Origin of the sequence: Lacinutrix iliipiscaria (assembly GCF_042686125.1) — a bacterium.
GTDB lineage: Bacteria > Bacteroidota > Bacteroidia > Flavobacteriales > Flavobacteriaceae > Oceanihabitans > Oceanihabitans iliipiscarium.
Genome location: NZ_JBHUOV010000001.1, coordinates 638,549 through 651,617 on the forward strand (window position 1 = coordinate 638,549; position 13,069 = coordinate 651,617).

At 34.6% G+C, this 13,069-nt stretch carries 13 protein-coding genes; 6 read left to right on the forward strand and 7 right to left on the reverse strand.

The features are described 5' to 3' along the window. Positions 1-52: 52 nt before the first annotated feature. From mscL to ACFS5M_RS02855, 3 genes are all read right to left on the reverse strand, one after another. Complete coding sequence (gene mscL / locus ACFS5M_RS02845) at positions 53-454, reverse strand: large conductance mechanosensitive channel protein MscL (protein ID WP_183485473.1); 402 nt, start codon at positions 452-454, stop codon at positions 53-55. An 88-nt stretch (positions 455-542) separates the two neighbouring features. Then, positions 543-1,649 (reverse strand): alanine racemase, encoded by a 1,107-nt coding sequence (alr, locus tag ACFS5M_RS02850; protein ID WP_183485476.1) that lies wholly within the window; start codon positions 1,647-1,649, stop codon positions 543-545. Further along, complete coding sequence (locus ACFS5M_RS02855) at positions 1,642-2,289, reverse strand: thymidine kinase (RefSeq protein ID WP_183485479.1); 648 nt, start codon at positions 2,287-2,289, stop codon at positions 1,642-1,644. The genes alr and ACFS5M_RS02855 overlap by 8 nt, the downstream gene beginning before the upstream one ends. A gap of 103 nt (positions 2,290-2,392) precedes the next feature. Between ACFS5M_RS02855 and ACFS5M_RS02860 the strand changes: the two genes are divergently transcribed. Continuing rightward, on the forward strand, positions 2,393-3,121 hold the full coding sequence (locus tag ACFS5M_RS02860; protein ID WP_183485482.1) for a hypothetical protein: 729 nt from the start codon (positions 2,393-2,395) through the stop codon (positions 3,119-3,121). A gap of 4 nt (positions 3,122-3,125) precedes the next feature. On the opposite strand, the gene ACFS5M_RS02865 is transcribed toward ACFS5M_RS02860, so the two are convergent. Next, positions 3,126-6,179 (reverse strand): gliding motility-associated C-terminal domain-containing protein, encoded by a 3,054-nt coding sequence (locus tag ACFS5M_RS02865; protein ID WP_183485485.1) that lies wholly within the window; start codon positions 6,177-6,179, stop codon positions 3,126-3,128. Positions 6,180-6,269: 90 nt separating this feature from the next. On the opposite strand from ACFS5M_RS02865, the gene rsmI reads away from it, so the two are divergent. Both rsmI and ACFS5M_RS02875 read left to right on the forward strand, forming a co-directional pair. Continuing rightward, on the forward strand, positions 6,270-6,938 hold the full coding sequence (gene rsmI / locus ACFS5M_RS02870) for a 16S rRNA (cytidine(1402)-2'-O)-methyltransferase (RefSeq protein ID WP_183485488.1): 669 nt from the start codon (positions 6,270-6,272) through the stop codon (positions 6,936-6,938). Next, positions 6,938-7,513 (forward strand): uracil-DNA glycosylase family protein, encoded by a 576-nt coding sequence (locus ACFS5M_RS02875; RefSeq protein WP_183487215.1) that lies wholly within the window; start codon positions 6,938-6,940, stop codon positions 7,511-7,513. Before rsmI ends, ACFS5M_RS02875 begins: the two co-directional genes overlap by 1 nt. Here ACFS5M_RS02875 and ACFS5M_RS02880 read toward each other — a convergent pair. Both ACFS5M_RS02880 and ACFS5M_RS02885 read right to left on the reverse strand, forming a co-directional pair. Continuing rightward, positions 7,510-8,268: a toxin-antitoxin system YwqK family antitoxin gene (locus tag ACFS5M_RS02880; RefSeq protein WP_183485491.1), complete on the reverse strand. Its 759-nt coding sequence runs from the start codon at positions 8,266-8,268 to the stop codon at positions 7,510-7,512. The two genes, ACFS5M_RS02875 and ACFS5M_RS02880, sit on opposite strands and share 4 nt — an antisense overlap. After that, positions 8,261-8,851, reverse strand: a complete 591-nt coding sequence (locus ACFS5M_RS02885) for a carboxymuconolactone decarboxylase family protein (protein WP_183485494.1) — start codon at positions 8,849-8,851, stop codon at positions 8,261-8,263. The genes ACFS5M_RS02880 and ACFS5M_RS02885 overlap by 8 nt, the downstream gene beginning before the upstream one ends. A gap of 55 nt (positions 8,852-8,906) precedes the next feature. On the opposite strand from ACFS5M_RS02885, the gene ACFS5M_RS02890 reads away from it, so the two are divergent. From ACFS5M_RS02890 to ACFS5M_RS02900, 3 genes are read left to right on the forward strand one after another with little or no spacing between them, the layout of a single operon-like run. Then, positions 8,907-9,329: an OsmC family protein gene (locus ACFS5M_RS02890; protein ID WP_183485498.1), complete on the forward strand. Its 423-nt coding sequence runs from the start codon at positions 8,907-8,909 to the stop codon at positions 9,327-9,329. A 22-nt stretch (positions 9,330-9,351) separates the two neighbouring features. Beyond that, positions 9,352-11,043 carry a single-stranded-DNA-specific exonuclease RecJ gene (gene recJ, locus ACFS5M_RS02895; RefSeq protein ID WP_183485501.1) on the forward strand — a complete coding sequence of 564 codons (1,692 nt, stop codon included), beginning with the start codon at positions 9,352-9,354 and terminating at the stop codon, positions 11,041-11,043. A gap of 3 nt (positions 11,044-11,046) precedes the next feature. Beyond that, positions 11,047-12,315: an MFS transporter gene (locus ACFS5M_RS02900; protein ID WP_183485504.1), complete on the forward strand. Its 1,269-nt coding sequence runs from the start codon at positions 11,047-11,049 to the stop codon at positions 12,313-12,315. Here the strand turns inward: ACFS5M_RS02900 and ACFS5M_RS02905 are convergent. Then, positions 12,312-13,067, reverse strand: a complete 756-nt coding sequence (locus ACFS5M_RS02905) for a UDP-2,3-diacylglucosamine diphosphatase (protein ID WP_183487217.1) — start codon at positions 13,065-13,067, stop codon at positions 12,312-12,314. The two genes, ACFS5M_RS02900 and ACFS5M_RS02905, sit on opposite strands and share 4 nt — an antisense overlap. Positions 13,068-13,069: the final 2 nt, after the last annotated feature.

Sequence of the window (13,069 nt, forward strand, 5' to 3'; positions counted from 1 at the left end):
AAAACCACTTCATTTAATGAAGTGGTTTAAGTTAGAATATAAGTATAGCGGTTTATTTTTTCAATAAATCTCTAATCTCTGTAAGTAAATCTTCTTGAGAAGGACCAGCAGGAGCAGGCTCTTCTGCAGGAGCTTTTGTCTTATTATAAGCTTTAACAATCATAAACATTACAAGGCCAACTATAAGTAAGTTGATAATTGTGTTTATCCAAGCACCATAACGAATGGCGTTTTCAGGAGTAGTTACATTTCCATCTGCATCAACCACAGCGGCAGAAAGAACATGTTTCATACTTGCGAAATCCATACCTCCAGCAAAATTACCAACAATTGGCATAACAATATCATTTACAAATCCATTAACAACAAGGCCAACAGCTCCTGCCATAATTACTGCGACAGCAAACTCAATAACGTTGCCTGTCATAATAAAATTTTTAAACTCTTTTAACATAATTAGATATTTTAGTTAGTATTAATTAGATGCAATTTAGTTAAAAACACAATAAATTTAAGAATTGATAAATAATTTACCAACAGACTTATCGACAAAAGACACGTTTTATACGTCGAGATACAGAAGTGATTAGTTCGTATGAAATTGAATTAATACTAGAAGCTAAATCTTCAGCGGTGTTATGTGAGTCAAAAATAATGACTTCATCACCCTCATTACAATCTATGTTTGTAATATCGACCATTATCATATCCATACAAACATTTCCAATAATAGAAGCCCTCTTTCCATTAATGTTAACAAACCCAACTCCATTGCCATATTGTCGACCAATACCATCAGCATGACCAATAGGTATGGTGGCTGTTTTTATCGTCTTTGAAGCAGTGAAAGAACGATTATAACCTAAAGTTTCTCCTTTTTGAAGTAAATGGATTTGAGAAATTATAGATTTAAGAGAAGCTATGGGCTTTAGATTTTTATTCTCTATTTCAGAATTGCCAAAGCCATATAATCCAATACCACATCTGACCATGTCAAAATGTGCTTCCGGAAAATTTAAAATTCCGGATGTATTACAAATATGAAGATGAGGTTTATAACCTATTTCTTTAGTAAAGTTTTTAGCTACAATTTTAAATTTTTCTATTTGATTTTCTGTAAATGCCCTTTCGTTTATATCTTCACTAGCTGCTAAATGCGAAAAAATAGAGGCTACTTTTATTGAAGATGTATTGTTTATTGACTGAGAAACTTTTTTAACATCTTGAGTGTTAAACCCTAGTCTATTCAATCCTGTGTTAAATTTTATATGAACAGGATAATGGGTTTGTTTATGTTCTTTAGCTATAGTTAAAAAGGCGTGTAGAATATCAAAACTGTATAAATTAGGCTCAAGACATCGATTAATAATTGTTTCTAAATTTGTTTTATGCGGATGCAACACCAAAATAGGTTTTGTGATTCCTGCATCTCTAAGGGCAACGCCTTCATGAGTATAAGCTACAGCAAAACAATCTACATTTAAGTTTTGTAAATGTTTCGAAATTTCAACAGCATCACTACCATAAGCAAATGCTTTAACAACAGCCAGAAACTTGGTGTTCTCTTTTAGCTTAGATTTAATATGTTTAAAATTATGCGTAAGCGCTTTTAAATCTATTTCAAGTATGGTTTCTTGAGCTTTAGGCATTAGATTTTTTTTGCTTTAAAGAAACATCTTCAGCATCTTGTACCTTCATATTTCTTATCTTTTCTCGCATTGTAGCTTTATAGTAAGCCGCACGGCTTAATGGTTCATATTCTTCAGTCTCACCTAATAAAACAAGATCATCACTTTTAGATTTTCTGTAACTATATTGTGCTAAATTTCCTGTTCTTGTGCATACCGCATGAACTTTTGTTACATATTCAGCAGTAGCCATAAGGTTTGGCATAGGTCCGAAAGGGTTGCCTTTAAAATCCATATCTAACCCTGCTACAATGACTCGAACGCCTTTATTGGCTAGATCATTACAAATACGCACGATTTCATCATCAAAAAACTGAGCTTCATCAATACCAACTACATCACAACCATCTGCCAAAATAGGAATATTTGCAGCGGCAGGAACTGGAGTTGAACGAATTTCGTTAGCATCATGAGAGACGACCATTTCTTCATCATAACGCACATCTATTGCTGGTTTGAAAATCTCAACTTTTTGTCTTGCAAATTTAGCGCGTTTAAGCCTGCGAATCAATTCTTCGGTTTTACCAGAGAACATTGAGCCACAAATAACTTCAATCCATCCAAATTGTTCTTTATGATTTACTGTATTTTCAAGAAACATTTCGTAATTTTAACACTAAAACAAATCCATTTTCGTTTTGTATAAAGGTGGCGTAAATTTATTAAAAATCAAAAGCATAAATTAGATTAAATTTTAAAAAGTTATGAAGAGGAAGTTAGAATCTGAATTAATAAGTATTGCACATAGAATTTTAAAACTTAAAGGCAAAGAAGATATTCTTAAAATGCATGTAGAAGTTGCCGAACTTTATGAGAAGCTTTCTGTCTTAAAATTTGCTCAAGAAAATTTTGAGAGTGATATGCCAACCATTGGAAGTGATTCTTCTTTTTTTGGGATGCTAGATGCAGCATTTAATAATAAAGTGAGTGATAACATTGAGGTTGAAGATAGAATTTACGTGAATCTTGATGATGTAGAAGACGATGCTATTATGGAGCCAGCCATTGAAAAAATTAAAGACATGGTTGCACAAATGCCAGATGAAACTCATCATGTTGATGATTTTTTAGACACAGTTATTCCTAAAACTCAATTTCATAAAAATGACTTAGAAGACATTACAGCAGATTTTACAGAAATTCCGGTTTTTGAAAAGGTGAGCAATAATGATGAAAAAAAATCACTTAACGATAAGCTAAAAGCAGGAGTTTTAAATATTGGTTTGAATGACAAAATAGCATTTATAAAACATCTTTTTGATGGAAAAAATGAAGATTACGAACGTGTACTTTCTCAAATTAACACAACTAACTCATTACAAGAGGCTCATCAATTAATTCATAAAAGAGTAAAACCTGATTACCAAAATTGGGAGGGTAAAGAAGAGGTTGAAGAGCGCTTTATGGAAATAATTGAAAGTAAATTTAACTAAACATTTAATAGTTTAAATACACCCATCCTACTTTTCTTTTAATTAGATTTTCATGTTCTAAAACATAAAAGTAAGTGCCTACAGGTAAAAGTGATGAGTCACTATGTAATATACCTTTGTTTGGTTTTCCTGCCCAATTATTAAGATAGTTGTTGTTAGAATACACACAAGTGCCATATCTGTTATAAATCATCAGCTTTGCATTTGGGTAATTTTCTATACAAGGAATTTCAAAAAAATCATTATATCCATCATCATTAGGAGAAAATCCTTGAGGAATTTCTAAGCAAGGTTCATTTCCAGGAGGATTAGGGTTATTGTCATCTTCTAGAACGGTAAGCATTGCATTAGCTTGTGAGGTGTCAATATTAGTTTGGTCTGTAAAATTACTATTATTGTTAATGTATTCGCCTGCTATGTTAGAGGTTACTGGAACCGAAAACGTACAACTAGCAACACCTAACGGAAAAGTAAGATCATTTACCTGAAAGGAATCAGCACCTACAACACTAATAAAAGTTGCGGTACAGCCATTGTCTTCTTCCCAATAAGCATCGCCAGAAACCATAATGTTTGTTGGAAGATGATCTATAAAGCTAATATTACTTTGTGCTGGATTTGAAGGTAGGTTGTTAATGGTGAATGTGAGGATGCTTTCTTCACCTTCAAAAATTTCATCTGGATTAAATAGCTTAGTTAAGATTGGAGCTAAAACCTGAACGCTACTAATTGAGATATTCGTTTCTGGAGTAAGCTCTTCTCTATCAACAGGGTTAGGATTGGCTTCAGCAGTATTTACAAAAGCGCCACCAAAACCAGGAGCTTCGACAGGTATAAAAACACGAACTGTTGAATTGGCCTCCATATTTGGGATGATTCCAGAAACTTGATTATCAACAACGTTAAATGATGAAACACAAGTAGCTGTGCCAGAGGTTACCACACAGGTAGGAGCGCCAACTATCGTGAAAAATGATTCTAACTCGTCTTCAAAAATAACATCAATGGCATTTGAACTCGTTGCGCTATTTGTGATATCAACGATCCAATTAAAAGGCTGGTTTACAGTAACTGATGGGAATTCAGGAAAAGTTTGTACGACCAAATCAATACAAGGTGCAAAAAATGTGGTTGTACTTGATGTGTTATTAGATAATTCTAGGTCAACAAAAGGGCTTAAAGGATAAGCTTCAACACTATTTCCCGCTGGAATAGCAGAGGCTGAGCAAATTGGAGACCAATTTATAACGATTTCAAAAGTTACAGAACTTGCTGCTGGGAGCAACCAATCATCTTCTGGTAAAATTTCCCAAAAAACATCTGGGTTATCATCTACATCAACGACACCATCAAATTCTTCACCAATATTTGCATGCTCTATATCAAAACAAGATGCCGTTCCAGTGGTAGAGATACAACTAATAGATTCTAAAACGCCACTAGCTTGTGAGACGAGAACAGGCGTCATATATTCTGAGAGTTCAATAAAAGTATCTTCAGCACTTAAGTTACTTACAGTAATTTCATAGGTGATTGGTCCCCAACTTGTGGTGTCATCTATCGAGCCTCCTTCAGGCAATGCTGGGCTTACTTGTGTTTTTGTAACCTCTATATCAGTCGAGTCACATTCATCTACTGGAGGTAAATCAAGATAATCGAAATCAAAGTTATTAGTTAAAAAAGAATCGGTAATATCTTCAGATTCAATTGTAATACTGCTTCTAATGATGCCTTCAATAGGACCAATAGCGCATTCTGGTTCTATAAATATAACGACTGTTTGTATTGTTAAAATTTCACCAACAGGCATGTTAAAGGTATTGCTCACCCAATACTGATCAGCATCAGCAAACGTTACCGTACTACAAGGAAGAGTTGATGCACTTTCAATACAAGTAATTGAAATGATATCCCAAAGGGCATTATTAGAAATATTCCTAAAACTTACAACAACATCAGCATCTAAAGGGCCATTATTACAAATCGTCGTTTCAAAAGTAATCTCTTCATTCCATCCTATTGGTGTTCCAACTGCTGGATCTATTTGAATGGTTTCAAGACAAACATCGGTTTCTTGGCATAATTGAGCCTCAATTAAGTCCGTAATGATTTCATTTGATGTGTTAGAAGATTCATTGTCATGACTTAAGGCAATTATAGCGAAACTAGTAACATCTATCGCTTCTTCTATAAGAGCACATTCAGGTTCAAGATATTGATATACCATTTCAAATGTTAGTGAGCCACCAGATGAATATTCATGTACAGTATCAAAAGTAAAGATAGTTTCTGTTGAACTAGAATTTAAAAGAATTGGAGTGGGGGTGATATCAATATCACCAACACAATCTGTTCCTCCTGTGGCGCTAATACACTCTATAGATAATAATTGAGCAAAAGGCTCGCCATAACTTTGCGGTGTGTTTAAAGCTAAAAACGTAGTAAAACTATCTAGAGGATAAGCGATTTCACTATGATTTGTGATAGTAATTTGATAGGTTACAGAATCGCCCCAAGCGTTTATTGCAGTCCCTTCTGGAGGAGAAATTTGAGCGTGCTCAATAGTAAAATCGATGACTACATCTGTCACATCAATAGAAATAATAGAGGTGTTGTTTCCTGGGCTTGTATCTGTCACATCGTCTGGAGGTGAAATATTAACATTTGTTGCTATTCCTCCAATAATGCTTGGTGCTTTAACCACAACTTTTACTTCTATACTAGATGAAGCTGGCAGACTTGCAATAGTCCCAGTTAATACGTTACCTGCAACGCCAAAATCGGTAATAAGTGTAGCTCCTGCAATAGGGTTTTGACTTATATAAGATAGTATCGTTACGTTAGGATTGATGGTTTGGGTAAATGAAGCATTTGATACTGGACCACCTGAGTTGCTAATGGTTACCAAATACTGAAATTCTTCAAAAAGAAAAACATTTGAGATGCTACCTCCTGATAAGTCTTGTGCTTCAACTGAGATTGCTAAATCAGTGGTTTGTGCTTGGTTTGTAAGAAAAATAAATAAAGCAAGAAATGAAAATACAATCTTTTTAAGCATCAATTCGTTTTTAAGAAGTTACAAAATATGAAAAACTGTGCTTTAAAATAGTATAAAAGATTGTAAATTTGATTGTAAACCAAAGTATTAATGAAACTTTACATTGTTCCTACACCAATAGGCAATCTTCAAGACATGACTTTTAGAGCCATTGATGTTTTAAAAGAAGTTGATATTATTTTAGCCGAAGACACGAGAACGTCAGGCAAACTCCTCAAACATTTTGAGATTTCAACACCTATGCAATCTCATCATATGCATAATGAACATAAAACAGTTGACACTTTAATTCAAAAACTAAAATCAGGAAGTACCATCGCTTTAATTAGTGATGCTGGAACACCTGCAATTTCCGATCCTGGGTTTTTATTGACGAGGGCTTGTGTTGAAAATAATATTGATGTCGATTGCTTACCAGGCGCGACGGCTTTTGTGCCAGCATTAGTGAATAGTGGGTTGCCTAATGATAAGTTTGTATTTGAAGGGTTTTTGCCTGTAAAAAAAGGACGACATACCAGACTACTATTACTTGCTGAAGAAACGCGGACCATGATTTTTTATGAATCGCCTCATAAACTCATTAAAACCTTAGGGCATTTTTGTGAGTATTTTGGTGAAGGCAGACAGGTTTCAGTTTCAAGAGAGCTTACTAAGCTGTATGAAGAAACCATCCGAGGCACAGCTAAAGAAGTCTTTGAACATTTTACAAACAAGCCGCCAAAAGGTGAGATTGTAATTGTAGTTGGAGGAAAGAAATGATTGAAGATTTACTTCACGATATCAGGCAATGTAAAATTTGCGAAAAACACTTACCTCTTGGTCCCAGACCTATTGCAACAGCACATCAAGAATCTAAAATTGTAATTATTGGACAAGCACCAGGAACGAAAGTGCATGCCTCTGGAATCCCTTGGGATGATGCTAGTGGAAACCAATTGCGAAAATGGCTAAACATATCGCCTGAAGATTTTTACGATACTAAAAAATTTGCTATTATTCCTATGGGATTTTGTTATCCTGGAAAAGGAAAAACAGGCGATTTGCCACCACGACCAGAATGCGCACCACAATGGCACCAACCATTATTAAATCTCATGCCAAATGTTGAATTAATCCTTCTTATTGGGATGTATGCACAAAAATATTATTTAAAGGGTCAAGTAAAGAACACACTAACCGAAACGGTTGCTAATTTTAAGGACTACTTACCACAGTATTTACCTTTACCACATCCTAGTCCAAGAAACCGTTTTTGGCTTTCTAAGAACCCTTGGTTTGAGAAAGAAGTGATTCCAGAGTTGCAAAAAAAGGTTTTAAAATTAATTATAGATTAATTTCCAAAAAGCGCTATGTACTTCATTGCTTCATCAGGATTATCTTTCAAATTAATGCGTTTTATTTCTTTCCCTTGTTCGTCTAATTCAATAATAATTGGAACATCATATTCAGTATATGTTTTTAAGTGTTGTTTAAATGAGCCGTCTTTATTGTAAAATTTAATAGACTCATTATCATCATAAGTTGATGATATAATTTCTGAAAACACATTGCCATCTAGAATACGTTGTCTAATTCTTAAACCCTCCTTAATAAACATTTGTGATGTAATATTACCAATATTATCATAAGTAACAGACTCAACAATATCTTCATTTTGAATTTTTGATTCTATTTGTATTTGTCCACCTTCATAATATTCTTTAATTGTTCCAACACGTTTATCATGGACATAATTTACAGTTTTTAACAACTCACCTGAAGGATAAAAACTAAGGTCCTCACCATGCATTTTACCATTTTTATATTTTGTGTGAGAACTCATAAATCCAGTAGGATGATAAGCAATATAACTTCCGTTTAACACACCATTTGTTACTTCAAATTCCTCCCATTTATTTAATTCATTTCCAACCACATAATAACCATTCATTAATTCATTATCTTTAATGAATACTTGATAGCCATCTACATATCTAGAGGAATAACTTCCTCGATCTATAAGAGTAAATGTTTCTTGGTTTGTTTTTTTATCGCAAGCAATAAAACCAAGTAGAAAAATGATAAAAAAATAATCTGTTCGATTAAGCATGCTTCCCTTTATTCCATCCGTGTTTCCCTAAGTACTGGTTTCCGCTTTCTACTGCGCCTTCTTCAATAGAAGTGCCCATCGAATCGTTCCAACGGTTCAGGTAACCAAAGAGTGAAATCACACCAAGCATCTCTACAATTTCACCTTCATCCCAATATTCATGTAGTCGTTTTTGTATGGTTTCATCAACGGCATTTGGGACTTGACTTGCTGCCAAACTAAAATCTAAAGCAGCACGTTCTGCTTCAGAAAACGAAGGATGTGTTCTGTATTCCCAAATGCTGTCTAATTGTTCTTGCTCTGCGCCATAACGTTCTGCGGCACGAATTGCATGTGCCTGACAATACCTGCAACCAGTCGCATTACTACTTACCCAAGCAATCATTCGTTTTAAGGCAGAGGTCACACGACCTTCATTTGCCATAACAGCTTTATTTAAGTTTATAAAAGCTTTTGAAATTGCAGGACGACGCTGCATGGTTAATACCGAATTTGGACAAAATCCAAGTGTTTCGTTAAAGAATTCTGCGAGTTGTTTGGTTTCTAAATCATGGTCTGCAGATAATGGTGTAACTAATGGCATAGTATTATTTTTAATGGTATTTTTGAATGAACAAGTAACAAAAAAAACTTCACATATGGCAGATAAAATAACAACACAATGGAAAGGTAATATGGTATTTGAGTCTGATAACCCAAGATGGCCATCCATTATGATGGATGCTTCAAAAGACTTTGGAGGTACTGGTTCTGGAATGGCACCTAAGGCAATGATGCTATCGTCTTTAGCTGGTTGTTCTGGTTTAGATGTGGTTTCGGTTTTAGGCAAAATGAAAGTCGATATTGATGATTTTAAAATGATTGTTGAAGGTGAGCTTACCGACGAACACCCAAAATATTATCATACTGTTTCTGTAGAATATCATTTTTATGGTGATGACTTAAATGAGTCTAAAATCAAAAAAGCAGTCGACCTATCTGTTGAGAAATATTGTGGTGTCATGGAAATGTTTCGACAGTTTGCTAAGGTGAAAACATCTATTCATTATCACAATAATTAGAGAATATTTTCTATATTAGCATATGCGCTGGACTCTAAAACCAAAACCAGAAGCTGAAAAAGTGGCTTCATTAAAAAAAGCACTTCAAGTTGATGATGTTGTTACAACGCTTTTATTACAGCGTGGAATTGATAATTATGAAGCCGCTAAAACCTTTTTTAGACCAAGCCTAAATGATTTACACGATCCATTCTTAATGAAAGACATGGATAAAGCTGTTAAAAGGGTGGAGTCTGCACTTCTTCAAAATGAAAATATATTAGTTTTTGGAGATTATGATGTAGATGGCACGTCTTCAGTTGCATTAATGTCTTCTTATCTAAAGACAAAAACAGATAGTGTCGCAACGTATATTCCAGATCGCTATGATGAAGGTTATGGTATTTCCTATAAAGGCATCGATTTTGCTCATGACAATGAATTTTCACTAATTATTGCTTTAGATTGTGGTGTTAAAGCGATTGATAAAGTGGCATATGCTAAAGAAAAAGGTATCGATTTTATTATTTGTGATCATCATAGACCAGGAAATGAATTGCCAAATGCCATTGCTGTTTTAGATCCAAAACGAGAGGATTGCGAGTATCCTTATAAAGAACTTTGTGGTTGTGGCGTTGGCTTCAAACTTATTCAAGCCCTAGCGTCTAAAGACGGAAGAAATGTTGAAGATTTAGTAACGTATTTAGATTTAGTGGCAACGGCTATTGGTGCAGATATTGTGCCTATTACAGGAGAAAACAGAGTGTTAGCGTATTTTGGTATGCAAGTCATTAATGCTAATCCAAGACCAGGAATTCAAGCAATTATTAATCAGGTCAAAAAAGAAGAGCTTACCATTACTGATGTAGTGTTTATTGTTGCACCAAGAATTAATGCTGCAGGACGAATGAAGCATGGCAATTATGCGGTGACCTTATTAACCGAAACAGATACTTTTTTAGCTGAACAATACGCTGAAGAAATAGAAAATTTTAATTCAGACCGACGCGAAGCTGATAAACGCATAACAGAAGAAGCGCTTCAGCTTATTGAAGAGCAAGACGAGCAAGAGCGATTTACAACAGTTGTGTATCAGGAGACTTGGCATAAAGGTGTTATTGGTATAGTTGCTTCTCGACTTATAGAAACCTACTACAGACCAACATTGGTATTTACAAAAAGTGGTGATAAATTAGCCGCTTCAGCACGATCAGTTTCTGGGTTTGATGTGTATAATGCTTTGGAAGCATGCGCAGAACATATTGATCAATTTGGAGGTCATAAATATGCTGCAGGTTTAACGCTTAAAGAAGAAAATTATGAAGCGTTTAAACAAGCCTTTGAAGATGAGGTTTCTAAAACGATAGATAAATCGTTATTAATCCCAGAAGTTAAAGTCGATATGAAAATTGATTTATCTGAGGTAAATGATAAACTATGGCGTATTATTAAACAGTTTGCGCCTTTCGGACCAGGAAATATGACCCCAATTTTTATGACAGATTATTTAAAAGACACTGGTTATGGAAAATGTGTTGGTGAAGACGATAAGCATTTACGCGTCACAGTAACACAAACTGGAAAAGAAAAACTTGTGTGTATTGGCTTTGGTTTAGGAGATAAGTTAGATGTTGTTTCTAATAGAAAATTCTTTAAAGCAGTTTATTCGATAGATGAAAACCATTGGCAAGGCAATGTGTCCTTACAACTAAAATTAAGAGACATTAAAGCCTAATATATGTCCAAGAAAGATCCATACGCTGCATTACGAATTAAGGAATTCAACATTTTTTTAGTCTTACGATTTGCTTTAGTTTTTGCTTGGTCTATGCAATTTATTGTGATTGAATGGCAAGTCTATAGTATCACTAAAGACCCTTTATCTTTAGGAATTATTGGGCTTATGGAAATTATCCCAGCACTATCTATGGCTTTGTTTGCAGGGCATATTGTAGATCAAAAGGAGAAACGAAATCTTTTAGCTATATGCATTGCTTTATTTTCGTTGATTAGTTTAGGCTTGTTTTTACTCACTTGGCCAAAAATTGTAGAGGATTGGTCTACAAAAACTGTTTTGTACTCTATTTATGCTTTAGTGTTTTTTGGTGGTTTTTTACGCTCGTTTTTTGGGCCAACTATTTTTTCATTAATCGCTCTAATTGTTCCTAAAAAAGTATATCCAAATGCAGCAACTTGGAGCAGTTCAACCTGGCAAATGGCAAGTGTTCTTGGTCCAGCAACAGCAGGAGTTTTAATCAGCTTTATTGGTGTACACTGGTCTTTATGTATTGTATTTGGTTTGGTTATGTTTTCACTGATTGTGTTATTTCAAATAAAAAAGAAGCCAATTTTAAACCCAAAAATTGGAGAACCTGTAATGCAAAGTCTAAAGGAAGGTTTACGTTTTGTGTTTAAAACCAAAGCCATATTAGGTGCTTTAACTTTAGATATGGTCGCTGTACTTTTTGGTGGAGCAGTTGCTTTATTACCTGTTTTTGCCCAAGATATCTTAAAAGTTGGCAGTGAAGGTTTTGGGGTCCTTCGTGCTGCACCAGCTGTTGGAGCATTTTTAACAATGTTGATTACGGCCTATATTCCGATTAGTAAAAACGCAGGAATGAAACTACTAGTTGCTATTTTTGGTTTTGGAGTTTGTATTATAGTATTTGGATTATCTTCTATATTTTGGATTAGTGTTGTTGCTTTGTTTTTTAGTGGTGTTACAGATGGTGTGTCTATGGTGATAAGGCAAACCATTTTACAAATAAAAACACCAGATAATATGCGAGGCCGTGTGTCTTCTGTTAACTCGATGTTTGTTGGTTCATCTAATGAACTTGGTGCTTTTGAAAGTGGTCTAACAGCAAAATTGATGGGTACTGTGACTGCAGTAGTTTTTGGAGGAACCATGACGTTAATTACTGTATTTACAACAGGAATTATATCACCTACATTTAGAAAACTGGACTTAACAAAAGATTTGGAAGCACACGAAAATGATGATTAGTATTCTTTTAGCGACATCTTTTCGCCATCAAAAACTCCATAAGTGTAATAAGAAATCCAATCACCAAGATTAATGTATTTCGAGTTGTTTCCTAAATCAATGTTTAGTGGTAAATGTCTGTGGCCAAACACAAAATAATCTCTGTGTTTGTCTTCTAGTTTACGTTTGCAATACTGCACAAGCCACTCGTTATCTTCACCTAAAAAATTAGCATCTTCATCACCTGAAATGAGTTTGTTTTTCACCGACATATAATGCCCTAATCGCATTCCGAAGTCTGGATGTAATACACGCTTAAACAACCATTGACATAACGGATTAGTAAATACTTTTTTCATGCGTTTATAGCCTTTGTCTCCAGGACCTAAGCCGTCTCCATGACCAATAAAAAAAGAGGTATTATTAAAAGTGAATTCTTGCGGTTTATGATAAACAGGAATATGGAGTTCTTCTTCAAAATAGCCATTCATCCATAGGTCATGATTACCTACAAAATAATAAATAGGAATTCCAGAATCACTTATCTCTGCAAGCTTCCCAAGTGTTCTAGTAAATCCTTTCGGAACAACGCGTTTGTATTCCATCCAAAAATCAAACAAATCACCTAGTAAAAAAATGGCAGCAGCATCTTGTTTGATCTCGTCTAACCAAGCAACAAACTTTTTTTCGCGAGGCAAAGACACTTTTTTTGTGGGAGCCCCAAGATGATTATCGCTTGCGAAGTATATTTTCTTTCCTTGCGAAATAGATATGT